Here is a 23,048-nt window from a genome sequence, read left to right as displayed (position 1 = left end):
AGCCCCAGTGGGAGCGAGCCTGCTTATTGATGGGCCAGCGGCCCATATCGCAGCCTTCGGCAGCGGCAACAGAGGGTTATGCCGTCGGGCTGGACAATGCAAAAAATCTGGCCGATGATTTGTGCTTGTTTAAACCCAGTGAGAGCAAATGCCATGAGCAAGCGCCCCAACAAGGCCAAATCCATTGTTGCCCAACCCCTGTTCCGCAGCCGCCAGGAACGCCCCGCCAAAGGCAAAGGCAGCTACCGCCGCGAAGCCTTCCAGTCGAGAGACCGGGAGGCTTTTTACTTTCTGGCTGCCTGACAGCGGGGATGATAAGGTCTGCATCTGATTTGCATTACCTGGACCTGCGCATGCCCTTAAGTCATAAACGTGGTTGGCCGATGCGCCAACTGATCGCTGCTTCCAGCGTCATCCTTCTAGTCGCCTGCGCAGAGAAACCTACCGCAGCCGATGCTCAGCCCCTGCCTGTGACGCCTCCCGCCCCTGCGGTGACCACTATCGCGCCAGGTACCGATATCCCCTTTGTTCAGCCCGCACAGAGTTTCAGCGAGTGGCAGGCCAACTTCCGCGCGCAGGCACTTGCCGCCGGAATCAGCCCGCTGGTATTCGATAACGCCTTTGCTGACATCACGCCCGATATGAGTGTGATCAAGGCAGATCGCAGCCAACCTGAATTCAGCCGCCCTGTCTGGGAGTATCTCGACGGCGCGCTGTCGCCTTTGCGTGTGCGTAACGGTCAGCGTTTGCTGGAGCAAAATGCCGAGCTGCTAAGCCGCATCGAGCAGCGTTACGGCGTCGATCGCCAGGCCCTGGTTTCGGTATGGGGCATGGAGAGCAACTTCGGTACGTTCCAGGGCAACAAGTCCGTCATTCGTTCGCTGGCCACCCTGGCCTACGAAGGGCGGCGCCCTGAGTTTGCCCAGAGCCAATTGATCGCAGCGCTGAAGATCATTCAGCAAGGCGATATAAGCCCCGAGAAAATGCTCGGTTCCTGGGCGGGCGCAATGGGCCAGACCCAGTTCATCCCCACCACCTATGAAACCCACGCCGTGGATTTCGATGGCGATGGTCGTCGGGATATCTGGAACAGCTCGGCCGACGCCTTGGCCTCGACTGCGCATTACTTGCAAAGCTCGGGCTGGAAACAAGGTCAGCCGTGGGGCTTCGAAGTCACACTGCCTGCCGGTTTTGACTACGCGCTGGCCGATGGTGCGGTGAAAAAAAGCGTAAGTGAATGGCAAAAACTGGGGGTCACCCTACCTGCCAGCTCAGCCGGCTCGGATCAATTGAGCGCTACCCTGCTCCTGCCTGCGGGTTATCGTGGCCCGGCGTTCCTGGTACTGGATAACTTCCGCGCCATCCTTCGCTACAACAACTCATCGTCCTACGCTCTGGCCGTAGGTTTGCTGTCGCAACGCTTCAACGGTGGCGGAACCATTCTGGCCGACTGGCCAAAAGATGACCGACCATTGAGCCGCTCCGAACGCGTTGAACTGCAAACACTGCTCAGCCAACGCAATTACGATGCGGGCAATGCTGACGGCATCATCGGCGCCAACACCCGCAAAGCGATCCGCAGCGCGCAGCAAGCCATGGGTTGGCCTGCAGATGGCTACCCGAGTCATAAGTTGCTGGAAAGTTTGCGTAGCAACTAGCTAGCAGATGTGGGAGCGAGCCTGCTCGCGAACGGATTACGACGGCTGTTCGCGAGCAGGCTCGCTCCCACAGGATTAGCCCACAGCTGTTAATACCGCCTGCTCAAGCACCAACTGCTGCTTGTCCGCATCGAGGCGCACCTGAGCGCCCATCGGCAATGTCAGGTTCGGGTCGCAATGCCCGCTGCGCCATCCCGCCAACACAGGAATGCCAAGCGTGCCCAGCTCCCGTGCAAGCAACCGCTCAAGCGCCTGAACATCAACGCCTGCCACATCCCCCACCAAAACCCCGCGCAACCTGTTGAGCTTGCCTGCCAACCGCAAATGCGTGAGCAGGCGGTCAACCCGGTACAGCGGCTCGTTGACGTCTTCGATAAAGAGAACGATGTCCTCGCCATCCAGCTCGAACGCGGTCCCCATAGCGGCGCAGATCATCGACAGGTTACCGCCCAGCAAACGCCCGCTGGCGCAGCCCGGGGCAATGGTCGTTAACGGGTAGGCAGCTGGATGCTCCAGGACGGGCGATTGCTGCCCACTGAGCATACGTAGCAGTGAAGACTCGGTCGGCGGCTGTTTATTGCCCAACAGATCAGCGTTAAGCATCGGCCCGTGAAAGGTCACAAAGCCCGCGTAACGGGTGATCGCCAGATGCAACGCGGTGATATCGCTGTAACCCACAAATGGCTTGGGATGACGGCGCAGAAGCTCAAAATCGATACCATCCAGCAGACGCGGGGAGCCATAGCCGCCGCGCAAACAGAAAATCGCATCAATATTGTCATCAGCAAAGGCAGCGTGCAGGTCGCGTAAACGCACCGCATCGGAGCCTGCGAGATAGCCATCTTTTTCCCACACGCCTGGAAAAACCCGTAGCTGATAGCCACGAGCCTGCACCCATTGGGTAGCGAGGTTCAGATCAAGTTCGGCGGGACCTGCCGGGGCGATCAGTGCGATCACCCCGCCAGCGGGCAACGCGGGCACCGCGCTGTGAGCCTTGAAAGACACGTGCGCGGTGAGCCGGCTGTTCATGGAATCAAGCACTCACCAGCATGGATTTGACCAGCTTGGCTTGCTCATCGGCGTGGTACGAAGAACGTACCAGCGGGCCCGATGCCACGTTTTTGAAGCCCATTTTGTAGCCTTCCTCGGCGAACCAGGCAAACACGTCCGGGTGTACGAAACGCTGTACCGGCAAGTGGCTACGCGACGGCTGCAAGTACTGGCCCAGGGTCAGCATATCGATGTCGTGCTCACGCATGCGCTTCATTACTTCGATCACTTCTTCGTCCGTCTCGCCCAGACCCAGCATCAGGCCGGATTTGGTCGGGATGTGCGGCATCATCTGCTTGAAGCGCTGCAGCAAGGTCAGCGACCACTGATAGTCGGAACCAGGACGCGCAGCCTTGTACAGGCGCGGCACGGTTTCGAGGTTATGGTTGAACACGTCCGGTGGCTCGGCTGCGGTGATTTCCAGCGCAACGTCCATGCGACCACGGTAGTCCGGAACCAGGGTTTCGAGGAGCACGCCCGGCGACAGCTTGCGGATCTCGCGGATGCAGTCGGCAAAGTGCTGAGCGCCGCCATCACGCAGGTCGTCGCGGTCAACCGAGGTGATCACTACGTACTTCAAGCGCAGGTCAGCAATGGCAACTGCCAGGCTTTGTGGCTCGTTGACGTCCAGAGGCTTCGGTCGGCCGTGACCCACGTCGCAGAACGGGCAGCGACGGGTGCAGATATCGCCCATGATCATGAACGTCGCAGTGCCGCCCGAGAAGCACTCGCCCAGGTTCGGGCAGGAAGCTTCTTCGCACACGCTGTGCAGCTTGTGCTTGCGCAGCAATGACTTGATGCGGTCGACCTCAGGCGAAACCGGGATGCGCACACGAATCCAGTCAGGCTTCTTCGGCAGCTCGGTGGTCGGAATGATCTTGACCGGGATACGCGCAACCTTTTCGGCACCGCGCAATTTGACGCCGGTCTCAACTTTGGAACGGGCCTCGCTTGCGCGGGCTGCACGTTCTGAGATGTCCAGCGTCGGGATCAGGGTTTGAACAGCGTCTTGCGCAGTAGTCATATCAGTCGATTCCGCCCGTCAGGGTCGTCTGCTCAGCATAGTCGAGGTGTTTGACGAGCTGCGCACGCAGCCGGGCACCTACCTCGGCAAATTCAATCGGCCCTGCATGGTCACGCAGCTGGGTCATCGCCAGCCCCGCGTAACCACAGGGGTTAATCCGTCGAAACGGTTCCAGGTCCATGTCCACATTCAGGGCCAGACCGTGGAAGGAGCAGCCATTACGTATCCGCAGCCCCAGAGAGGCTATTTTCGCGCCATCAACATACACCCCAGGCGCATCGGCCTTGGCTGCAGCGCTCACGCCATAACTGGCGAGCAGGTCGATCAGGCACTGTTCCATCCGCGTTACCAGCTCACGTACACCATAGCCCAGCCGGCGTACGTCGAGCATCAGGTAAGCGACCAACTGGCCAGGACCGTGATAGGTCACCTGACCACCGCGATCCGACTTGATTACCGGGATATCACCCGGTAGCAACAGATGCTCGGCCTTGCCTGCCTGGCCTTGGGTAAACACCGGTGGGTGCTGCACCAGCCAGACTTCGTCTGGCGTGTCCGGGTCAAGTTTGCGCTCATCGGTAAACCGCTGCATCGCCAGCCAGCTGCGCTCGTAGTCAAGCAAACCCAGCTCGCGAATACCCAAGGCCTGCAACATCACAACACCATATGCACGAAGCCGGTGGCTCGCAGATCGCTGTTGATGTTGTAAAGCTGGTCCTGATCAGTTGCCACGATGTGCAACTGGATCGTCGTGTATTTGCCGTTACTGCTTTGGCGCTCGTCAACACGGTCATGATTGATCGTCGCGTGTTTCTTGACGATGTCGATGATCTTGTCCTTGTTACCCACGCCTGTATCGCTGATCACCTTAACCGGGTAGTCAACGTTAGGAAATTCGATCTTTGGCGCCTTTACTTCGGTATCGGTCATGGCGTAACGGCCTCGTAAGCCCTGAGCTACAAACGTGCCCCGCGCAGGGTGGGCGCGGGGTCACACTGGTGGATGAAATCAGTTGAACAGCCCGTAAAAGAATAGACGGATGCTGTCCCAAACGCGTCGGAAAATACCACCTTCCTCAACGGGTTCAAGTGCGATCAGGTCAGCGCTGTGCACAACCTTGTCATCGAGCTTGACCTCAACCTTGCCAATCACATCGCCTTTGGCGATAGGGGCCATCAGTTGCGGGTTCATGGTCATGCTTGCAGCCAGCTTTTTCAATTGGCCTTTAGGCAGGGTCATGGTCAAGTCTTCGGCCAGACCGGCTTTAACCTGGTTGGTCGTGCCTTTCCAGACTGGCGCCTGAGCCAGTTCTACGCCCTTCTGGTAGAAGGTCTGGGTTTCGAAGAAGCGGAAACCGTAGGTCAGCAGCTTCTGGGTCTCGGCAGCACGGGCCACTTCGCTGTTGGTGCCGAACACCACGGCGATCAGGCGCATGCCATCACGTACAGCCGAAGACACCATGCAGTAACCAGCTTCGTCGGTGTGACCGGTTTTCAGACCGTCAACGGTCTTGTCACGCCACAGCAACAGGTTGCGGTTAGGCTGCTTGATGCCGTTCCAGAAGAACTCTTTCTGCGAGTAGATCGCGTAGTGAGTCGGGTCTTCATGAATGATGGCGCGAGCCAGCAACGACATGTCGTGAGCCGACGAGTAGTGATCCGGGTTCGGCAGACCAGTCGGGTTCATGAAGTGGCTGTTGGACATGCCCAACTCGCCCGCCGTTTTGTTCATGATGTCGGCAAATGCGTCTTCGCTGCCGGCAATGTGCTCGGACAAGGCAACGCTGGCGTCGTTACCCGACTGAATGATGATCCCGTGCAGCAGGTCGCTGACCGACACTTGAGTGCCGACCTTGATGAACATCCGCGAACCACCGGTACGCCATGCGTTTTCGCTGACAGTTACCGGATCGTTTTCGCCGATCTGTCCACGACGGATTTCCAGGGTCGCGATGTAAGCAGTCATCAGCTTGGTCAGGCTGGCTGGCGGCAGACGCTGGTCACCGTTGTTCTCAACCAGCACGTTACCGCTGCTGGCATCCATCAGAACATAGGACTTGGCTGCAAGTTGTGGTGGCGACGGCATCATTTCGACTGCCCAGGCGGCAGGCGTTACGATCAGCGGTACAAGCAGGCACAGGCGTTTGGCAAAGGTGGTGATGTTCATCCGTCTCTCGAAGTTGTTAATGGAAACTTACCCTCACGGGCAAAACTGTACAGGCAGTCCTTTGACTGGCTGCCGCGTATTCAGTTGCAAGCCTGGCCCCTCGAAGGGCTTTTATTCTTGACCTCTACAACTGCGTTTGGGCCTGGAACACTCCTGGCCCAACGCTTTGATCGGTGTTACTGATCCGACGTCACAACGCTTGGCTGGCCCAAATTGGCCAGACGCACGCTGTTTTGCATTTGTGTCACCTCGCCTGCCGAGGCGATAGGCCCCAGACGCACGCGGTGCAAGGTCTGCTGATTGCGCACAATCGAGCTGATAAATACAGGAGCGCTGACCATGCCACTGAGCTTGGAACGAAGCAACTCGGCAGCGTCAGGATTGGCAAAGGCGCCTACCTGCAAATACGTACCCTGGCCCTTGACCATCGGGGTAACAGGCACGACATCGGCGGCATGCTGCTGGGCTGGCGGCGTCCATTGTTCCACCTTGCCGGTCGACACGGTCGGAGCGGTGTTCTGGGCCATTTTCGGCTCATTGAGCATCAAGGGTGCCGGGCGACCACGCTGGGCCCACCAGGCTTGAGGATCAATGCCTTCAACCTTGACCCGCGCCGTGCCAGTTTCGGCATAACCGAGTTTTTTGGCGGCAGCGTAGGACAGATCGATAATACGGTCCGAATAAAACGGGCCACGATCGTTAACCCGCAAAACCACAGCCTTGCCGTTGTCGAGATTGGTCACCTTGACGTAGCTGGGCAGCGGCAGGGTCTTGTGTGCCGCGCTCATGCCATACAGGTCATAGACCTCGCCATTGGCGGTGTTCTGCCCGTGGAACTTGGTGCCGTACCAGGACGCAGTGCCAGAGGCGACATAGGTCTTGGACTCTTGCATCGGGAAGTAGGTCTTGCCCAGCACCGAGTACGGCGCAGCCTTGTAGGGACCGCTGTGCAGGGTCGGCGTGGCATCGGGGATACGCGATACGTCGACATCCCACCACGGCGCGCCGTCCTTGTGCGCGCGGTTGATGTCCAGGCCCGGCTTGGAACTGACGCCACTTGATGTCTGCGGGTTGCTCGAGCGACTGCTGGAGCAGCTCACCACCAGCAGCGCGATAGCGGCGCAGGCAGCGAGTTTCAAAGGTGTGCGAATCGCTAAAAACGGCATTACTTGTTGCCCCGTGCTTGAACCAGCAGGTCGGACAGTTGATGCACTGCCATGGCGTACATCACGCTTCTGTTATAGCGCGTGATCGCATAAAAGTTCTTCAGGCCCATCCAGTATTCAGGGCCATTGGCGCCTTCAAGACGGAATGCCGTAACCGGCATGTCGTCGCGCAGCGCATCATGACTCGACCAGCCCAGCGCTCGCAACTCCCCGACTGTTTTGACCGGCTCGATGCCCTGGGTCAAGCCTTCATCGGCCCGATCGCCCGTCACATCAGCCCGTATTACTACCGGCTCACCGGCTACCCAGCCATGACGCTTGAAGTAGCTGGCAACGCTGCCAATGGCATCGTCTGGGTTGCTCCAGATATTGATGTGGCCGTCACCGTCGAAATCCACGGCATAGGCACGGAAGCTGCTCGGCATGAACTGCGGCAAACCCATCGCACCGGCATAGGAGCCTTTGAGCGTCAGCGGGTCAACCTGCTCTTCGCGGGTCAGCAGCAGAAACTCTCGCAACTCCTTGCGGAAAAACTCGGCACGCGGCGGGTAATCAAAACCCAGGGTCGACAGTGCATCGATCACCCGGTAGTTACCGGTATTGCGCCCATAAAAGGTTTCGACGCCGATGATCGACACAATCACCTGGGCCGGGACTCCGTATTCCTGCTCGGCACGAGCCAGCACGGCTTCGTGTTCACGCCAAAAGTCGACACCGCGGGCAACCCGGGCGTCGGTGAGGAACATCGGACCGTACTCTTTCCACTGTTTGACACGCTCAGCCGGGCGCGAGATCGCATCGAGGATGCTCTGCTTGCGTTCCGCCTCACGGAAAACGCCCATCAACTGCTCACCGGCAAACCCATAATCGCGGGTCATTTCACCTACGAACTCAGCCACCTGGGGCGAGCCTTCGTAGTCGCCGGCCACCGCACTCTGCGCTGCCCCGAACAGACCCAGCAGGCCCACCCATGACGCGTATCGAGCGGCCCAGCCACGCATTGCTTGCATTGAATTGTTCACCTTAATCAAACTTGTGCGATCCACTTGCGATGTGTGTGAATCGACATCAAAACCCCAAACGCTGACAACAGCGTCACGAGCGAAGTGCCGCCGTAACTGATAAATGGCAATGGCACGCCCACCACCGGTAACAAGCCACTGACCATACCGATGTTGACGAAAACATAAACAAAAAACGTCATGGTCAGGCTGCCAGCCAGCAATTTTCCGAACAGGGTCTGCGCCTGGGCGGTAATCACCAGGCCACGACCAATCAACAGCAGGTAAATCAGCAGCAGTGCGCAAATACCTACCAACCCGAACTCTTCGCCCATTACCGCAATAATGAAGTCGGTGTGGCTTTCAGGCAGAAAGTCCAGGTGCGACTGGGTGCCCAGCAACCAGCCTTTACCAAATACCCCGCCCGAGCCGATGGCGGCCTTGGACTGGATGATGTTCCAACCGGTGCCCAGCGGATCGCTTTCAGGGTCGAGGAAGGTCAGTACGCGCTGCTTCTGGTAGTCGTGCATCACGAACATCCACATGGCAATCGCCACCGGCACTGTCGCTGCCAGCACGCTGAGGATCCAGCGCCAGCGCAACCCGCCCATAAACAGTACAAACGCGCCACCCGCCAGTACCAGCAAGGCCGTACCCAGGTCGGGCTGGCGCACGATCAGGGCAAAGGGTACCCCGATCAGCATCAGGCTAACCGCCACATGCTTGAGTTGCGGCGGCAAGGTGCGCTTGGACAGATACCAGGCAATCGTCGCCGGCATGAGGATTTTCATGAATTCCGAGGGTTGGAAGCGAATAACCCCCGGAATGTTGATCCAGCGCGTTGCCCCCATGGCGTTGTGGCCCATGACGTCCACCACCACCAGCAACATGACCCCGATCAAGTAGCCAATCGGCACCCAGCGTGCCATAAAGCGCGGCTCCAGCTGGGCGATGATAAACATCGACACCAGCCCGATGCCGAATGAAGTCGCCTGTTTGCTCAGCAAATCCCAGCTTTTGCCGCTGGCCGAATACAGCACAAACAAACTGCCAGCCGCCAGGGTCAGGAGCAAAATCAGCAGCGGGCCATCGATATGCAAGCGCTGAAGTAGCGTGGCACGGCGACGCATCACGTCCTCACTGGAGAGGATGCGGTCAAAATTACTGATCATTGGCCGTAACCTCTGCCTTTACGGGACCGCCGTACTCGGGTTTGAGTTTGCCGTCTGCACCCAGCAACCAGGCGTCCATGACCGAACGCACCACCGGCGACGCCACTCGACTGCCGGCTTCGCCGTTTTCAATCATGACCGAGACAGCAATTTGCGGGTTATTGGCCGGAGCAAAGCCAACGAACAGGGCATGGTCACGATGACGTTCCTGAACCTTGGAACGGTCGTATTTTTCGCCCTGTTTGATCGCCACCACCTGCGCCGTACCACTCTTGCCAGCAATCAGGTATTGCGCGCCAACGCCCGCAACCCGCGCCGTACCGCGTGCGCCATGCACCACTTGCTGCATGCCGTGAGTGACCTTGGCCCAATTGGACGGGTCACGCAGGACGATATCGGGCATCGGGTTCGGATCGACCGGCGGCACGCCCTCGATGGTCTTGGCCAGATGCGGACGGATCCACTTGCCCTTGCTGGCAATCAGCGCCGTGGCTTGGGCCAGCTGCAAAGGCGTGGACTGCATATAGCCCTGACCGATCCCCAGAATCAGCGTCTCACCCGGGAACCAGGCCTGGCGCCGGGTTGCACGCTTCCACTCACGGGACGGCATAAGCCCGGCAGACTCTTCGAACATGTCGAGGGAGACTTTCTGGCCAATTCCAAACTGGTTCATGTAGGAAGACAGGCGATCAATACCCAGCTTGTGGGCCAGATCGTAAAAATAAGTGTCGTTGGAGCGCATGATTGCGGTATCCAGATCGACGTAGCCATCACCCGTGCGGTTCCAGTTACGGTATTTGTGATCGTAATTGGGCAACTGGTAATAGCCGGGGTCATAAACCCGCGTTGCGCCGCTGATCACGCCGCTGTCCAGGCCTGCAATCGCCACTGCGGGCTTGATGGTCGAGCCCGGAGGATACAGACCGCGCAAGATGCGGTTGAACAACGGTCGATCAATCGAATCGCGCAGCTCTGCATAAGCCTTGAAGCTGATACCGGTCACAAACAGGTTAGGGTCGAAGCTCGGCTGGCTGACCATGGCCAGCACTTCGCCCGTCAGCGGGTTGAGTGCGACCACCGCGCCACGACGCCCGGCAAGGGCTTCTTCGGCAGCCTCCTGCAGCTTGATATCGAGGCTGAGCACGATGTCTTTGCCGGGGATCGGGTCTGTGCGCTTAAGTACTCGCAACACGCGACCGCGGGCATTGGTTTCGACTTCTTCGTAACCCACCTGACCGTGCAGCTCGGCTTCGTAGAAACGCTCGATGCCGGTTTTGCCAATATGGTGGGTGCCGCTGTAACTGACCGGATCGAGGGTTTTAAGCTCTTTCTCGTTGATCCGCCCCATATAGCCCACCGAGTGCGCAAAATGCGCGCCCTGCGGGTAATGACGCACTAACTGCGCGTCCACCTCAACCCCGGGCAGGCGGAACTGGTTCACGGCAATCCGGGCGATCTGTTCTTCGTTGAGCTCAAACAGGATGGGCACGGCCTCAAATGGCCGCCGCCCCTGCTTCATGCGCTTTTCAAACAGGGCGCGATCTTCAGGCGTGAGCTCCAGTATCTCGACAACAACGTCGAGTTCCTGCTGCCAGCCCTTTGAACGCTCACGGGTCATGGTCAGGCTAAAGCTGGGCCGGTTGTCCGCGATAACCACACCATTGCGGTCAAAAATCAGGCCGCGGGGAGGAGGAAGCGGCCGCACATGCACCCGGTTGTTTTCTGACAAGGTGGAGTGGTATTCGTACTGCACCACCTGCAGATAGTACAGCCGCACAATCAACGCGCAAATGAGCGCTACAACGACAATTGCGCCGACCACGACTCGGCTACGCACAAGGCGTGCGTCTTTCTCGTGGTCTTTAAGGCGAATCGGCTGAGACATTCAGGACGCTGACTATTTGTGGTAAGGGTGCCCGGACAACACTGTCCAGGCGCGGTACAACTGCTCACCGATCAGAATCCTTACCAACGGGTGCGGCAACGTCAACGGCGACAGCGACCAGCGCTGATCAGCGCGGGCGCAGACTTCCGGCGCCAGCCCTTCCGGGCCGCCGACCATAAAGTTCACCGTTCGCGAATCCAGGCGCCAGCGGTCGAGTTCAACCGCCAGTTGCTCGGTACTCCACGGCTTGCCGTGCACTTCGAGGGTGACGATCCGCTCACCCGGGCCGACCTTGGCCAGCATGGCCTCGCCTTCCTGACGGATGAAGCGAGCCACGTCGGCATTCTTGCCACGGGTATTGAGCGGTATTTCCACCAGTTCGAGAGCCAGTTCGGATGGCAGACGCTTGGCATACTCATGCCAGCCTTCTTCCACCCATTTAGGCATGCGCGAACCGACAGCGATCAAACGCAGGCGCACAGCGAACCCTTACTCTTGGTCTTTGTTGAGCTTCAGAAAATGCTCATGGGTGTTTTCCGGGCTGTGGTGAGCAGCGCTGCCTGCACGGCTTTGCTCAGCACCGGCCCACAGACGCTCCAGGTCGTAGAACTGACGAGCGCTGGCGGTCATCATGTGAACGATCACGTCGTCCATGTCCAACAGAACCCAGTCGCTGTCGCCCTTGCCTTCTTCGCCCAAAGGCTTGACGCCCAGAGCCTTGACCGCTTCGCGGATCTTGTCGAGCATCGCGCCGATCTGACGGTTGGACGTACCGGTAGCGATGATCATGAAGTCAGTGATGCTGTGCTTGTCACGAACGTCGATAACCTGAATGTCCTGGGCCTTGACGTCTTCCAGAGCAGCTACAGCGATCTTGACCAGCTCTTCGCCCTTGAGAGGCTCGCCGTTGAAGGTTTTTTCTGGCAGCGGGGCGCTTTTGAATGTGCCTTTGCGCTTTACTTTGCTTACATCTTTGTCAGTCATATAAAACTCGTTTTGCTCGTATGTTCGGGTGTTTCAATACACGTCAATTCGCGCCTTGAAACACACCCTTTTTAGTTCGACGCACGGTAAAGCCCGTGCGCATCGATGTAGGCCAGGACCGCGTCGGGCACCAGGAAACGTACCGACTTACCGCTGGCCAGCAGTTGACGGATCTGGGTGGCTGATACCGCGAGCGGCGTCTGCCAAACGAATGCAATCTGTCCGCTTGCCCCCTTCAGGGCCAGCGGGTCGCTTACCGAGCGCGCTGCCAGCAGGTTGCGCAAGGCATCCGGCGGTTCGCTGTCGGCATCCGGGCGCTGTAGCACCAGGATATGGCAATGCTGGAGCAACTCTTCCCAGCGATGCCACGTGGGCAGGCCGCAAAAAGCGTCCCAACCCAACAGTAAAAACAACTGGTCATCCGCGGCCATCTCGGCCCGCATCAGTTCCAGCGTATCGATCGTGTAAGACGGCTTGTCCCGTTGCAGCTCCCGGGCGTCCACCACCAGCGTAGCCACTCCTGCGACAGCGCACTCAACCATCGCCAAACGGTCGTGGGCTGACACCTGGGGCGTGTCGCGGTGGGGCGGCCTGGCGTTGGGTGTCAGACGCAGCTCGTCGAGCCCCATCATTTCAGCCACTTCAAGCCCGCCACGCAAATGCCCGATATGCACCGGATCGAAGGTTCCGCCCAGTACGCCAATGCGCCGGGGTAACGCTTCGATTATCGGTGCCAGCACTGACGCTTTAAGGTTGACCAAGTCAAACCGGCTCCTGACCGCGCAACTGGCCATCACCGACCACAATGTACTTCTCGCAGGTCAGACCTTCGAGACCCACCGGGCCGCGGGCGTGCAGCTTATCAGTAGAAATGCCAATCTCCGCACCCAATCCGTATTCAAATCCATCGGCAAAGCAGGTTGGTGTGTTGAGCATCACGGAACTGGAGTCCACTTCGGCCATAAAACGCCGGGCATCCCCCTGATGTTCGGTCACGATCGAGTCAGTATGGTGGGAGCCATAATGATTGATGTGTTCAATCGCCTGGTCCAGCCCATCGACAATGCGAATCGACAAAATAGCGTCCAGGTACTCGGTGTTCCAGTCTTCTTCAGTCGCTGCAACTACGTCAATCAGCGCCTGAGTGCGCTCACAACCGCGCAATTCGACGCCCTTGGCGCGAAATTGTTCAGCCATCGCCGGCAAAAACCGGGCTGCAACTGCCTGATCCACCAGTAGGGTTTCCATCGCCCCGCAGATCCCGTAGCGGTAGGTCTTGGCATTGAACGCAATACGCTGAGCCTTGGCCAGATCGGCCTGGGCACTGACGTACACATGGCAAATACCGTCCAGATGCTTGATCACCGGCACCTTGGCGTCACGGCTGACGCGCTCGATCAGGCCTTTGCCGCCCCGAGGCACGATCACATCAACGTACTCGGGCATGGTGATCAGCGCGCCAACAGCGGCGCGATCGGTCACTTCAACCACTTGCACCACGGCTGGTGGCAGCCCGGCCTCGGCCAGGCCGCGTTGAATGCAGACCGCAATGGCTCGGTTGGAGTGAATCGCCTCGGAGCCACCACGCAGGATGGTCGCATTACCTGACTTCAAGCACAGACTGGCCGCATCGATGGTCACGTTCGGACGCGACTCATAAATGATTCCGACTACACCCAACGGCACGCGCATCTTGCCTACCTGAATACCCGAAGGACGGTAGCTCATGTCGCGGATTGCGCCGACGGGGTCTGGCAAGCTTGCCACCTGACGCAAACCGACAATCATACTGTCGATGCGTGCAGGGGTCAGCGCCAGACGCTCCAGCATCGCAGGCTCAAGGCCGCTGGCTCGGCCAGCGGCCAAGTCCAGTTCGTTGGCAGCAACCAACTCCAGACGAGCGGCATCCAATGCCGCAGCAGCACTGTGCAGGGCACGGTTCTTCTGCGCCGTACTAGCACGGCCAATCACGCGGGAGGCTTCGCGAGCAGCGCGACCCAAGCGGGTCATGTAGTCAAGAACGGACTCAGTCATGGTCTCAAAGGTCTTGGCAGGGAGGAAAGCGGCCGATTATAGCGGTCCCGCCGCCTCACGCACAGCGGTGGCAGGCGGATGGTCGAAATGGGCAGTAAATACACTGCGTTCAGCCCCGATTAAGCATGACTTGCTATGATCTGCCACTTTTCAGCTATCCACTGACCGCCCTGAAAATGCCAATGATGCTGCCTGATGCCTTTTTCGACCGCGATGCCCAACTTCTTGCCCGCGATCTGCTGGGCAAGGTCATTCGGCATCGGGTCAACGGTCTGTGGCTCAGCGCACGAATAATCGAAACCGAAGCCTATTACATCGCCGACAAGGGCAGCCATGCCTCGCTGGGCTTCACGCAGAAGCGCAAAGCGCTGTTTCTCGATGGCGGGCACATCTATATGTATTACGCCCGTGGCGGCGACTCGCTGAATTTCAGTGCTCACGGGCCCGGCAATGCTGTACTGATCAAGTCGGCTTACCCGTGGCTCGATGATCTGTCGGGCCCCGACAGCCTGGCGCAGATGCAACGCAACAACCCCGATGCCCAAGGCCAGCCGCGAACCGAGCAAAAGCTCTGTGCTGGGCAAACCTTGCTGTGCAAGGCGCTGGGCCTGAAAGTGCGCGATTGGGATGCCAAATGTTTCGACCCCGAACGTTTATGGGTCGACGACGTCAGAGAACAACCTTCGCGGATCATCCAGACCACTCGTTTGGGCATCCCCCACGGGCGAGATGAACACTTGATGTACCGCTTTGTCGACGCTGACTACGCTGCTTTTTGCACCCGCAACCCGCTGCGTCGTGGGCAGATTGAGGGGCAGGACTATTTGATTCTGGAAACCCCATGATCTCTATTGTGAGAGCGGGCTTGCTCGCGATGCAGGCGACGCGGTCTGCCTGGTAAACCGCAGTGATGCCATCGCGAGCACGCCCGCTCCCACAAAAAAAGCGATCCACTTCAAGACACTAACCCCAACAAAAAACTTAAAAGCGAACAAGGAAATTGAAACATGGGCCCATGGCTCGATAGCTTGACTGGCTGGCTGACAGCCAACCCGCAGTGGCTGGGCCTTGCGGTACTTATTGTGGCGTTTATGGAGTGCCTGGCCATTGTCGGGACTATCGTCCCCGGCACCGTGCTGCTCTTTGCAATTACCGTCATGGCCGGCAGCGGAGCGCTATCACTGGGCGAAACCCTGGTGCTGGGCTTTCTCGGCGGGCTGCTGGGTGATGTGGTGTCTTACTTCCTGGGCAGACGTTTCCACCAGAACATCCGGCGCTTGCCACTTTTGCGCACTCACCCTGAGTGGATGAGCGGGGCCGAGAGCTATTTTCATCGTTACGGCATTGTCAGCTTGCTGATCGGGCGCTTTATCGGCCCGCTGCGCCCTATGCTGCCGATGGTTGCCGGGATGTGCGATATGCCACTCCCGCGTTTTATCGCCGTCAGTCTGCTGGCCGGAGCAGGCTGGTCGGTGGCGTATCTGCTGCCGGGGTGGGCAACCGGAGCGGCAATTCGCCTGCCGCTGCCCGAAGGCTTCTGGCCTCAGGCAGCCATCGTTGCCGCAGGCCTCGCCGCCCTGCTGGGTCTGAGCATCAATGCCAGTATTCGCCGCCAACCCAGGACCACCTTGCTGATCGGCGCATTAAGCCTGACCCTGCTGCTCGCGGTGTTTATCGGCTACCCGCACATGACAGCCTTCGACGAGGGCATCACCGCGCTGGTCCAGGAACATCGCAGTAGCGTCATGGATACCGCCGCTGTAATGGTCACGCAAGTCGGCAACTTCGGTACCCAACTTTTAGCCGCGGCGCTGGTGTGCGTCATTCTGTTCTGTACACGCCAATGGCGGGCGATGTGGTTCTTTGGCGGGGTCACCCTATTTACCGCCGTGGCCAATACGCTGACCAAGCACTTCTTTGCGCGGGTACGCCCCGAAGTGCTGGTCGACCCGCTGACCAGCTACAGCATGCCTAGCGGTCACAGCTCCGGCGCGTTTGCGTTTTTTGTCGCCCTGGCGATTCTGGCCGGGCGCAATCAGCCGCAGCGCATGCGCGTCACTTGGGTGCTACTGGGATGTTTGCTGGCGATCACCGTGGCGATGTCGCGGGTTTACCTGGGTGCTCATTGGCCAACCGATATCACTGCTGGTGCCCTGCTCGCCATCACCGTCAACGCATTCGCCATGGCGCTGAGCCAGCGATTCATGCCACTGGAACCGATACCGCAGAAAATCTGGTGGCTGCTCTTGCCTTCAGTAACCGCCTTATACGGTTTCTTCATGCTGGGGCACTTGCCCAAAGAGCTGCTGCGCTACGCCTATTAACGGATAGCGCAATCAGTTAAGCGCCTCACCCTGGATCTCATCGAGCAATACCTGGATCCCATCCAGACGCTGCTGCGGGTCATCAACCTGCAGCAGCTCGATCTTGTCCGCCTCGGCAAAAGGCAGCAGGTATGCCAGTTGATTGGCCAATGACTGCTGCCCCGCCACCTCGGTACTCATATTCAAGGCCGCAACCATCGGGTGCTCGGCCAGAGCCTTGAGCAAGGCCAACAGGTCCTGGTCTTCTTCCTGCAGCGGCTGCTCGGGAACCTCTTCCAGCCACTCGACCTCGGCCAACAGTAACTGGTCGCGCTGCAACTCGGTGCTCAGCACTTCAAAGCGCCGCCCGCCTTCGACCCTGATCCCCAGCAGGCCATTGTCCTGCTGCTGAAAGTCACGAATCAGCGCTTCGCAGCCGATTCTGGCAATGTCCTGCGGAGCATCCCCGACTTCACGGCCATCCAGGATGCACACCACGCCAAAGCCTGTGCCTTGCTTCATGCAGCGGGCAATCATGTCCAGATAGCGCGCTTCAAATATCTGCAAATCCAGCACACAACCCGGAAACAGCACCGTACTCAAAGGAAACAGCGGCAATCTCATACACTCACCCTTACACCACGAGAGTCACGGCCAGGGGCAAGAACACCGCCGTGGCAACGCCCATTAGACTCATCGCCAACGCCGCAAAGGCGCCGCACTCTTCACTCTCCTGCAGGGCTGCCGATGTGCCGACCGCATGCGCCGTCATGCCCAGCGCCATACCCCGTGCTTCAGGGCTGTGAACCCCCAAGATGCGCAGCAGGCCCGGCCCGAAAATCGCACCGATCACCCCGGTAATCAGCACAAACACCGCTGCCAGAGCAGCCACACCGCCAATTTGCTCCGCCACCAGCATGGCAATCGGCGAAGTCACGGACTTGGGCGCCAGGGTCATCAGCATCATGTGCTCGGCCCCGAACAACCAGGCCAGCCCCACCACCAGCCCGGTGGCAAATACGCCGCCAACCACCAGCGTAGTAAAGATAGGCCAGAACAATTGACGAATTCGGCGCAGGTTCAGATACAGCGGTACCGCCAGCGCCACGGTCGCGGGCCCCAGCAAAATACTTAAAATATCCGTGCTTTTACGGTACTCGGCGTAGCTCAAGCCGCAACTGAGCAACACGCCGATCACCAGCAGCATCGAGGCCAACACCGGTTGCAGGAAGATCCAGCGGGTTTTTTCGTAGGCTGCGAGCACCAGTTGATAAGCCCCGAGGGTGATCCCGATACCAAACAGCGGATGGTGGATGACTGACTCCCAGGCCCCTTGCCACTCAAGACTCATGGCCGCTCCTCGGGATGGCTGTGCCCCTTGAGCAAGCGCTGCATCAGCACCCCGATGAATGCCATGGAGATCAATAGCGACAGCACCAGCGCCCCGGCAATGGCCCAAAAGTCAGCTGCAATGTCGGCGGCATACACCATCACGCCCACCGCGGGGGGCACCAGCAGCAAAGGCAAGTAACGCAACAACCCGCTGGCAGCCTGGCTCAACGGCTCACTGACCTGACCGCGCACCATCAAAAAACCCAACAGCAGCAACAACCCGATAATGGGTCCGGGCAGTACGGGGACGAACAAGTGATTGAGGGCCGTGCCGAGCAATTGAAACAGCACCAGCCAAGTCAAGCCGCGTAACAACATCTCACCTCTCCAGCGAATATTCTTGTGCCGCATTATAAGCACGTCCCACCGGCCATCGGCATTGCTGCACCTTGCAGGCTTGGGTACATGCCCCCGGCATTGAATATCTCTCGATGTTTCATCTGGGCCTATAGACAGCTTCTACTGCTGCGGCATACTCGCAGGCTTAATTATCCGGATCCCGCTATGCGCCCATTTGCCCCCCTTGCTTTGACCCTGCTGCTGACGGCCTGCGGTGACGGTGAATCACTGTTACCGCCAGACGCACGCCTGCCCGATGGCGGGCGTTATCGGGGCGAAGTGGTCAATGGGTTGCTGCAAGGCCAGGGCCGTATCGACTACCCGAACGGCAGTTGGTACACAGGCGACTTCAAAAATGGTCTGTGGCACGGTCAGGGTGAATGGCATGCCAGCAATGGCGATGTTTATCGCGGCGGGTTCGAGCAGGGGCAGTACAGCGGCCAAGGCAGTCTGACCACCCACGACAGCACTTATGTCGGCGGTTTCAAGCAAGGCCGGCGCGAGGGTGAAGGCACGCTAAAAGAAGGCGCCATGAGCTATCGCGGCCAATTCAAGGATGACCAGTTCTCGGGCGACGGTCATCTTGAGCTGGAAGACGGCAGCCAGTATCAAGGCCAATTTGCCCACGGCAAACCCCACGGCGAAGGCAAGCGCAGCGATGGCAGCGGCAACGAATTCAGCGGCCAGTTCGTCAATGGCGAGTTGGAAGGCAACGGTGTCTTTAACAGCGCTGACGGCGACCAGTACGAGGGAGCGTTCAAGAACAACCAGCTGAATGGCAAAGGGCGCTATGAAAATGCCGACGGTGATGTCTGGATCGGCAACTTCAAAGACGGCGCATTGACGGGTAAAGGCGAGCTGATCGGTATCGACGGTAGCCACTATCGCGGCATGTTCAACGAATGGCGCTTCAACGGCACCGGCCACTTGAACATGGCCGACGCAAGCAGCTATGTCGGTGAGTTCGCGGCAGACACCTATCAAGGCCACGGCAGCCTGACCCTGAGCGACGGCACCGTGCAAAGCGGTTTTTGGCTTAACGGGCAACGGGTCCGCGATGCCAATGGCGCTTTATTGCCTGATCCGCTGGAGCTGGGGCTGCTCAACCAGGGCACCTTGCTCAACGAGGCACTGGCGGGCGTTGCGCCATCGACTCCGGCTATTGAACTGTACAGCCTGGTGTTGGCAGGCGACGGCAAACAAAGCGTCTTCAAGCGCGAAGCCGATTATGTCAACGACATGCTCGCCAGCCGTTTTGGCAGCCGCGGCCAGATCACGCTGGTGAACCATCGCGACAATCTGCTGGATCGGCCCATGGCAACTCGCGAGAACCTGCACCGTGCAGCCAAAACCCTGGCCGAACGCACCGGCCCCGAAGACCTTGTGTTCATTTACCTGACCAGCCACGGTACACAGGAGCACGAACTGGTACTCGACCAGCCCCGCCTTGAACTGGCGGACCTGCCTGCCGATGAACTGGCAGCGGCGCTGGCTCCGCTGAAAAACCGCGACAAAATCATCGTGATTTCGTCCTGTTACTCAGGCGGCTTCATCCCGGCACTCAAGGATGAAAAGACCTTGATCATGACCGCATCGCGCGCAGACAAGGTATCGTTTGGCTGCTCGGAAGAAGCCGACTTCACCTACTTCGGCAATGCCTTGTTCGCTCAAGCCCTGAACCAGACCGACGACCTGCAAAAAGCCTTCAAGCTGGCCAAACAGTACGTCGCCGAGCGCGAACAGGCTGACGGCTACGAACCTTCCGAACCGCAAATCTGGGCGCCAAAAGGCGTTCTGAATCACTGGCAACGCTTACGTCAGCACCAAGCAAAACAGGCTTTGCAGTAAGCAAATAAACCTGGAATGACTACGCTGAATGTATCAAGGGGGGAAACACTATGCACTTGACGCCTTCACACATCCTGCTCGCTGGAGCCACTGGCCTTACAGGTGAGCTGCTGCTCGACCGTTTGCTCAATGAGCCCACCATCGCCCGTGTCCTTGCACCCTCTCGCAAGCCTTTGGCGGCGCATCCACACCTGGAAAACCCGGTAGGCGATCCGGTTGTGTTCTTGCCCCTGCTCAGTGGCAGGGTTGATGTTGCCTTCTGCTGCTTGGGTACCACAATCAAGCAGGCAGGCTCTGAAGCGGCCTTCCGTGCGGTTGACCATGACATGGTGGTGGCTTTCGCCAAGCGTGCCCGGGACATGGGCGCCCGGCATCTGATTGTTCTCAGTGCGATTGGTGCCGACCCTAAATCCTCGGTGTTCTACAACCGGGTCAAAGGTGAAATGGAGCACTCGGTGCGCGCCCAGGACTGGCCGCAACTGACTATCGCACGCCCTTCGCTACTGCTCGGCGATCGCGTTGAACCGCGACTGGCCGAACAAATAGCGGGGCCACTGTCAAAACTGCTTCCAGGCAAATACCACGGCATCGAAGCCTGCCAACTGGCCCGCGCCCTGTGGCGCTTGGCGCTGGAAGAACAGGACGGAGTGCGGGTGGTTGAGTCCGATGAGTTGCGCAAACTAGGCAAGTAAGCCCAACAGGCCAGCTACAACCCGCCGCTGGCCTGAAACCCGACACCCAGCACCGTTAGCACTGACAACGGCAACAGCACCGTGTCGAGCAGCGCGCTGGCAGGCAGATCAAGACCTGGATAGCGCGGTGCGTCCGCGCCAAAGCGATCTTTGGCGCAACACCCGCCCCCCAGCGCATACAAATCCAGTCTCGTCCCTGAATAGACAATCGGCGCACCCGGCATGGCGGCGTCCAGCGTGCGTACACTTGCGCACCCACAGACCAGAGCAGCCACCAACAAAGCCAGCAGCGCTTTACTCATCGCCGCCTACGTGGTGTTCACCCCAACGCGGGAGCATGTCCTGGGGGATGTTGAGCAGGTTGAGAATGCGTGCCACCACAAAGTCCACCAGGTCATCAATGGTCTGCGGCTGATGATAGAAGCCAGGCGAAGCCGGCATGATCACCGCGCCCATATTGGACAGCTTGAGCATGTTTTCAAGATGAATACTGGAGTACGGCGCCTCACGGGGTACCAGAATCAACTGGCGACGCTCCTTCAGAGTGACATCGGCCGCCCGCTCCACCAGGTTGTTGCAAGCGCCCGTGGCAATCGCCGACAACGTACCGGTCGAGCAAGGCACAACGACCATCGCTGCCGGAGCACCAGACCCCGAAGCCACGGGGGACATCCAGTCTTCCTTGCCGTACACCCGAATCTGCCCGGCAGCAGCCCCGGTGTATTCAGTCAGGAACGTCTGCATTGCCTGCGGCTTGGCCGGTAGGCTGACGTCGGTTTCGGTAGCCATCACCAGTTGCGCCGCCTTGGAGATCAGGAAGTGCACCTCACGATCTTCGCGCACCAGACAGTCGAGCAAGCGCAATGCGTACTGCATGCCTGATGCACCGGTGACGGCCAGGGTTATACGTTCAGGGCCACTCATTGCAGCGAGTCCGCCAACTTGCCATGCAACCCGCCGAAACCACCGTTACTCATGATGACTACATGAGCGCCCGGCTTAACCTGAGCCTTGACCTCGGCGATGATGGCTTCCAGCGAATCGCACACCTTGGTCGGCACCGGGCTCGAAGCTACGGTAGCGGCCAAATCCCAGCCCAGATTGGCCGGCGCATACCAGACCACGTAGTCTGCCTGGACCACGCTTTGCGGCAAACCATCACGGTGGGCACCGAGCTTCATGGAGTTGGAGCGCGGCTCAATCACCGCAATCAGCGGTGCGTCACCAATGCGCTTGCGCAGACCATCGAGCGTGGTCGCAATAGCGGTCGGGTGGTGGGCAAAGTCATCGTAAATAGTAATACCGTGAACTTCGGCGACTTTTTCCATGCGGCGTTTAACGCTTTTAAAGGCGCTCAAACCATCAATTGCCATGCTCGGCACCACGCCCACATGACGTGCAGCGGCCAAGGTCGCCAGGGCATTGGCCACGTTGTGCTGGCCGGTCATATCCCAATCGACGGTGCCTTGCATCACACCCTCAAACAGCACTTCAAAGCGTGAGCCATCCTCGCTGAGCAGCCTGGCTTGCCATTGGCCATCAACGCCGGTGGTTTGTACCGGAGTCCAGCAGCCCATCTCGATCACGCGCTGCAACGCAGGTTCGGTGGTCGGGTGAATGACCAGCCCTTCACTCGGGATAGTACGTACCAAGTGGTGGAACTGGCGCTCGATTGCTGGCAAATCCGGGAAGATATCGGCGTGATCGAACTCAAGATTGTTGAGGATCGCCGTGCGCGGGCGGTAGTGAACGAACTTCGAGCGTTTGTCGAAGAAGGCACTGTCATATTCATCGGCTTCAACCACAAAGAACGGCGTGTCACCCAAGCGGGCCGACACGGCAAAGTTCTGCGGTACACCACCGATCAGGAACCCCGGAGCCATGCCCGCGTGCTCCAGCACCCAGGCCAGCATGCTGCTGGTAGTGGTTTTGCCATGCGTACCGGCCACGGCCAGCACCCAACGGCCTTGCAGCACATGGTCCGCCAGCCACTGCGGGCCGGAGACGTAAGGCAGGCCTTTGTTCAAAACGTATTCCACCGCCGGGTTGCCCCGCGACAGTGCGTTGCCGATCACCACCACATCCGGCGCAGGATCGAGCTGAGACGGGTCGTAGCCCTGAGTCAATTCAATACCTTGAGCCTGCAGCTGGGTGCTCATTGGCGGATAAACGTTGGCGTCAGAGCCAGTAACGTGATGGCCCAGTTCTTTGGCCAGAACCGCCAGCGAACCCATGAAAGTGCCGCAAATACCAAGAATATGAATGTGCATAGTCGACCTCGTAAATCATCGGCGAAGGGTAGCCCAGAGGGCTTTTTTTCGCACCTGATGATTC

General features: G+C 59.0%; 25 protein-coding genes. 6 read left to right on the top strand and 19 right to left on the bottom strand.

Translation table 11 applies throughout. The features are described 5' to 3' along the window. The first annotated feature begins 153 nt into the window (after positions 1 to 153). Together arfA and N7D90_RS02975 are read left to right on the top strand one after the other, a co-directional pair. A complete protein-coding gene (gene arfA / locus N7D90_RS02980) occupies positions 154 to 303 on the top strand; it encodes an alternative ribosome rescue factor ArfA (protein ID WP_003444166.1) in 150 nt (49 codons plus the stop codon). Positions 304 to 353: 50 nt separating this feature from the next. Continuing rightward, positions 354 to 1,658 carry a lytic murein transglycosylase gene (locus tag N7D90_RS02975; RefSeq protein ID WP_261740806.1) on the top strand — a complete coding sequence of 435 codons (1,305 nt, stop codon included), beginning with the start codon at positions 354 to 356 and terminating at the stop codon, positions 1,656 to 1,658. Positions 1,659 to 1,733: 75 nt separating this feature from the next. Here N7D90_RS02975 and N7D90_RS02970 read toward each other — a convergent pair whose 3' ends face one another. The 13 genes from N7D90_RS02970 to N7D90_RS02910 all read right to left on the bottom strand — a co-directional run bounded on the left by N7D90_RS02970 (position 1,734) and on the right by N7D90_RS02910 (position 14,140). Next, positions 1,734 to 2,687, bottom strand: a complete 954-nt coding sequence (locus N7D90_RS02970) for an LD-carboxypeptidase (RefSeq protein WP_261740805.1) — start codon at positions 2,685 to 2,687, stop codon at positions 1,734 to 1,736. Between the two features lie 4 nt (positions 2,688 to 2,691). After that, positions 2,692 to 3,732 carry a lipoyl synthase gene (lipA, locus tag N7D90_RS02965; RefSeq protein WP_261740804.1) on the bottom strand — a complete coding sequence of 347 codons (1,041 nt, stop codon included), beginning with the start codon at positions 3,730 to 3,732 and terminating at the stop codon, positions 2,692 to 2,694. A gap of 1 nt (position 3,733) precedes the next feature. After that, a complete protein-coding gene (gene lipB / locus N7D90_RS02960; RefSeq protein WP_261740803.1) occupies positions 3,734 to 4,387 on the bottom strand; it encodes a lipoyl(octanoyl) transferase LipB in 654 nt (217 codons plus the stop codon). Next, positions 4,387 to 4,662, bottom strand: coding sequence for a DUF493 domain-containing protein (locus N7D90_RS02955; RefSeq protein WP_261740802.1), 276 nt, complete (start codon positions 4,660 to 4,662; stop codon positions 4,387 to 4,389). The genes lipB and N7D90_RS02955 overlap by 1 nt, the downstream gene beginning before the upstream one ends. A 78-nt stretch (positions 4,663 to 4,740) precedes the next feature. Next, positions 4,741 to 5,898: a D-alanyl-D-alanine carboxypeptidase family protein gene (locus N7D90_RS02950; protein ID WP_261740801.1), complete on the bottom strand. Its 1,158-nt coding sequence runs from the start codon at positions 5,896 to 5,898 to the stop codon at positions 4,741 to 4,743. Between the two features lie 176 nt (positions 5,899 to 6,074). Further along, positions 6,075 to 7,064 (bottom strand): septal ring lytic transglycosylase RlpA family protein, encoded by a 990-nt coding sequence (locus N7D90_RS02945; protein ID WP_261740800.1) that lies wholly within the window; start codon positions 7,062 to 7,064, stop codon positions 6,075 to 6,077. Then, positions 7,064 to 8,074, bottom strand: coding sequence for a lytic murein transglycosylase B (gene mltB / locus N7D90_RS02940; protein WP_261740799.1), 1,011 nt, complete (start codon positions 8,072 to 8,074; stop codon positions 7,064 to 7,066). Before mltB ends, N7D90_RS02945 begins: the two co-directional genes overlap by 1 nt. A gap of 17 nt (positions 8,075 to 8,091) precedes the next feature. After that, positions 8,092 to 9,195: a rod shape-determining protein RodA gene (gene rodA, locus N7D90_RS02935; protein ID WP_261742363.1), complete on the bottom strand. Its 1,104-nt coding sequence runs from the start codon at positions 9,193 to 9,195 to the stop codon at positions 8,092 to 8,094. Positions 9,196 to 9,226: 31 nt separating this feature from the next. Next, positions 9,227 to 11,122 (bottom strand): penicillin-binding protein 2, encoded by a 1,896-nt coding sequence (mrdA, locus tag N7D90_RS02930; protein ID WP_261740798.1) that lies wholly within the window; start codon positions 11,120 to 11,122, stop codon positions 9,227 to 9,229. A gap of 12 nt (positions 11,123 to 11,134) precedes the next feature. After that, positions 11,135 to 11,602: a 23S rRNA (pseudouridine(1915)-N(3))-methyltransferase RlmH gene (gene rlmH, locus N7D90_RS02925; RefSeq protein WP_003444191.1), complete on the bottom strand. Its 468-nt coding sequence runs from the start codon at positions 11,600 to 11,602 to the stop codon at positions 11,135 to 11,137. Positions 11,603 to 11,611: 9 nt separating this feature from the next. Beyond that, positions 11,612 to 12,106 carry a ribosome silencing factor gene (gene rsfS, locus N7D90_RS02920; protein ID WP_261740797.1) on the bottom strand — a complete coding sequence of 165 codons (495 nt, stop codon included), beginning with the start codon at positions 12,104 to 12,106 and terminating at the stop codon, positions 11,612 to 11,614. 71 nt (positions 12,107 to 12,177) lie between these two features. Continuing rightward, positions 12,178 to 12,900 carry a nicotinate-nucleotide adenylyltransferase gene (nadD, locus tag N7D90_RS02915; protein ID WP_261740796.1) on the bottom strand — a complete coding sequence of 241 codons (723 nt, stop codon included), beginning with the start codon at positions 12,898 to 12,900 and terminating at the stop codon, positions 12,178 to 12,180. Beyond that, positions 12,869 to 14,140, bottom strand: a complete 1,272-nt coding sequence (locus tag N7D90_RS02910) for a glutamate-5-semialdehyde dehydrogenase (RefSeq protein WP_261740795.1) — start codon at positions 14,138 to 14,140, stop codon at positions 12,869 to 12,871. The genes nadD and N7D90_RS02910 overlap by 32 nt, the downstream gene beginning before the upstream one ends. Before the next feature lie 176 nt (positions 14,141 to 14,316). Here N7D90_RS02910 and N7D90_RS02905 point away from each other — a divergent pair, with 176 nt between their 5' ends. Both N7D90_RS02905 and N7D90_RS02900 read left to right on the top strand, forming a co-directional pair. Then, complete coding sequence (locus tag N7D90_RS02905) at positions 14,317 to 14,985, top strand: DNA-3-methyladenine glycosylase (protein ID WP_261742362.1); 669 nt, start codon at positions 14,317 to 14,319, stop codon at positions 14,983 to 14,985. Between the two features lie 162 nt (positions 14,986 to 15,147). Further along, on the top strand, positions 15,148 to 16,464 hold the full coding sequence (locus N7D90_RS02900; RefSeq protein WP_261740794.1) for a bifunctional DedA family/phosphatase PAP2 family protein: 1,317 nt from the start codon (positions 15,148 to 15,150) through the stop codon (positions 16,462 to 16,464). Between the two features lie 12 nt (positions 16,465 to 16,476). On the opposite strand, the gene N7D90_RS02895 is transcribed toward N7D90_RS02900, so the two are convergent. The 3 genes from N7D90_RS02895 to N7D90_RS02885 are packed head-to-tail and all read right to left on the bottom strand — an operon-like array spanning position 16,477 to position 18,153. Next, entirely contained in the window at positions 16,477 to 17,067 is a 591-nt protein-coding gene (locus N7D90_RS02895) for an LON peptidase substrate-binding domain-containing protein (RefSeq protein WP_261740793.1), read from the bottom strand. A gap of 10 nt (positions 17,068 to 17,077) precedes the next feature. Continuing rightward, positions 17,078 to 17,794, bottom strand: a complete 717-nt coding sequence (locus N7D90_RS02890) for an LrgB family protein (protein ID WP_261740792.1) — start codon at positions 17,792 to 17,794, stop codon at positions 17,078 to 17,080. Continuing rightward, a complete protein-coding gene (locus tag N7D90_RS02885; protein WP_261740791.1) occupies positions 17,791 to 18,153 on the bottom strand; it encodes a CidA/LrgA family protein in 363 nt (120 codons plus the stop codon). Before N7D90_RS02885 ends, N7D90_RS02890 begins: the two co-directional genes overlap by 4 nt. A 186-nt stretch (positions 18,154 to 18,339) precedes the next feature. Between N7D90_RS02885 and N7D90_RS02880 the strand changes: the two genes are divergently transcribed. Both N7D90_RS02880 and N7D90_RS02875 read left to right on the top strand, forming a co-directional pair. Continuing rightward, entirely contained in the window at positions 18,340 to 20,022 is a 1,683-nt protein-coding gene (locus N7D90_RS02880; RefSeq protein WP_261740790.1) for a C13 family peptidase, read from the top strand. 50 nt (positions 20,023 to 20,072) lie between these two features. Beyond that, positions 20,073 to 20,714: an oxidoreductase gene (locus N7D90_RS02875; protein ID WP_261740789.1), complete on the top strand. Its 642-nt coding sequence runs from the start codon at positions 20,073 to 20,075 to the stop codon at positions 20,712 to 20,714. 14 nt (positions 20,715 to 20,728) lie between these two features. Here N7D90_RS02875 and N7D90_RS02870 read toward each other — a convergent pair whose 3' ends face one another. The 3 genes from N7D90_RS02870 to mpl are packed head-to-tail and all read right to left on the bottom strand — an operon-like array spanning position 20,729 to position 22,984. Beyond that, complete coding sequence (locus tag N7D90_RS02870; protein ID WP_261740788.1) at positions 20,729 to 21,016, bottom strand: YceK/YidQ family lipoprotein; 288 nt, start codon at positions 21,014 to 21,016, stop codon at positions 20,729 to 20,731. Further along, a complete protein-coding gene (gene ubiX, locus N7D90_RS02865) occupies positions 21,009 to 21,638 on the bottom strand; it encodes a flavin prenyltransferase UbiX (RefSeq protein ID WP_019824244.1) in 630 nt (209 codons plus the stop codon). The genes N7D90_RS02870 and ubiX overlap by 8 nt, the downstream gene beginning before the upstream one ends. Continuing rightward, positions 21,635 to 22,984, bottom strand: a complete 1,350-nt coding sequence (mpl, locus tag N7D90_RS02860; RefSeq protein WP_261740787.1) for a UDP-N-acetylmuramate:L-alanyl-gamma-D-glutamyl-meso-diaminopimelate ligase — start codon at positions 22,982 to 22,984, stop codon at positions 21,635 to 21,637. Before mpl ends, ubiX begins: the two co-directional genes overlap by 4 nt. Positions 22,985 to 23,048: the final 64 nt, after the last annotated feature.

The sequence above is a fragment of the Pseudomonas fragi genome (genome assembly GCF_025426255.1).
In the GTDB taxonomy this organism is placed as follows: domain Bacteria; phylum Pseudomonadota; class Gammaproteobacteria; order Pseudomonadales; family Pseudomonadaceae; genus Aquipseudomonas; species Aquipseudomonas kulmbachensis.
Note: the sequence above shows the minus strand (reverse complement) of the source record. Positions and strands in the feature narration are given on the sequence as shown.

Excerpts from the sequence above, each read along its gene's own strand:
- N7D90_RS02870 (WP_261740788.1), bottom strand. The coding sequence starts at position 21,016 with ATGAGTAAAGCGCTGCTGGCTTTGTTGGTGGCTGCTCTGGTCTGTGGG.
- lipB (WP_261740803.1), bottom strand. The coding sequence starts at position 4,387 with ATGTTGCAGGCCTTGGGTATTCGCGAGCTGGGTTTGCTTGACTACGAG.
- arfA (WP_003444166.1), top strand. The coding sequence starts at position 154 with ATGAGCAAGCGCCCCAACAAGGCCAAATCCATTGTTGCCCAACCCCTG.
- N7D90_RS02885 (WP_261740791.1), bottom strand. The coding sequence starts at position 18,153 with ATGTTGTTACGCGGCTTGACTTGGCTGGTGCTGTTTCAATTGCTCGGC.
- mltB (WP_261740799.1), bottom strand. The coding sequence starts at position 8,074 with ATGCAAGCAATGCGTGGCTGGGCCGCTCGATACGCGTCATGGGTGGGC.
- N7D90_RS02890 (WP_261740792.1), bottom strand. The coding sequence starts at position 17,794 with ATGAGTCTTGAGTGGCAAGGGGCCTGGGAGTCAGTCATCCACCATCCG.
- N7D90_RS02880 (WP_261740790.1), top strand. The coding sequence starts at position 18,340 with ATGCGCCCATTTGCCCCCCTTGCTTTGACCCTGCTGCTGACGGCCTGC.
- rsfS (WP_261740797.1), bottom strand. The coding sequence starts at position 12,106 with ATGACTGACAAAGATGTAAGCAAAGTAAAGCGCAAAGGCACATTCAAA.
- mrdA (WP_261740798.1), bottom strand. The coding sequence starts at position 11,122 with ATGTCTCAGCCGATTCGCCTTAAAGACCACGAGAAAGACGCACGCCTT.
- mpl (WP_261740787.1), bottom strand. The coding sequence starts at position 22,984 with ATGCACATTCATATTCTTGGTATTTGCGGCACTTTCATGGGTTCGCTG.
- N7D90_RS02970 (WP_261740805.1), bottom strand. The coding sequence starts at position 2,687 with ATGAACAGCCGGCTCACCGCGCACGTGTCTTTCAAGGCTCACAGCGCG.
- ubiX (WP_019824244.1), bottom strand. The coding sequence starts at position 21,638 with ATGAGTGGCCCTGAACGTATAACCCTGGCCGTCACCGGTGCATCAGGC.
- lipA (WP_261740804.1), bottom strand. The coding sequence starts at position 3,732 with ATGACTACTGCGCAAGACGCTGTTCAAACCCTGATCCCGACGCTGGAC.
- rodA (WP_261742363.1), bottom strand. The coding sequence starts at position 9,195 with ATGCGTCGCCGTGCCACGCTACTTCAGCGCTTGCATATCGATGGCCCG.
- N7D90_RS02955 (WP_261740802.1), bottom strand. The coding sequence starts at position 4,662 with ATGACCGATACCGAAGTAAAGGCGCCAAAGATCGAATTTCCTAACGTT.
- N7D90_RS02950 (WP_261740801.1), bottom strand. The coding sequence starts at position 5,898 with ATGAACATCACCACCTTTGCCAAACGCCTGTGCCTGCTTGTACCGCTG.
- N7D90_RS02945 (WP_261740800.1), bottom strand. The coding sequence starts at position 7,064 with ATGCCGTTTTTAGCGATTCGCACACCTTTGAAACTCGCTGCCTGCGCC.
- N7D90_RS02875 (WP_261740789.1), top strand. The coding sequence starts at position 20,073 with ATGCACTTGACGCCTTCACACATCCTGCTCGCTGGAGCCACTGGCCTT.
- N7D90_RS02900 (WP_261740794.1), top strand. The coding sequence starts at position 15,148 with ATGGGCCCATGGCTCGATAGCTTGACTGGCTGGCTGACAGCCAACCCG.
- N7D90_RS02975 (WP_261740806.1), top strand. The coding sequence starts at position 354 with ATGCCCTTAAGTCATAAACGTGGTTGGCCGATGCGCCAACTGATCGCT.
- N7D90_RS02905 (WP_261742362.1), top strand. The coding sequence starts at position 14,317 with ATGCCAATGATGCTGCCTGATGCCTTTTTCGACCGCGATGCCCAACTT.
- N7D90_RS02910 (WP_261740795.1), bottom strand. The coding sequence starts at position 14,140 with ATGACTGAGTCCGTTCTTGACTACATGACCCGCTTGGGTCGCGCTGCT.
- N7D90_RS02895 (WP_261740793.1), bottom strand. The coding sequence starts at position 17,067 with ATGAGATTGCCGCTGTTTCCTTTGAGTACGGTGCTGTTTCCGGGTTGT.
- nadD (WP_261740796.1), bottom strand. The coding sequence starts at position 12,900 with ATGGCCAGTTGCGCGGTCAGGAGCCGGTTTGACTTGGTCAACCTTAAA.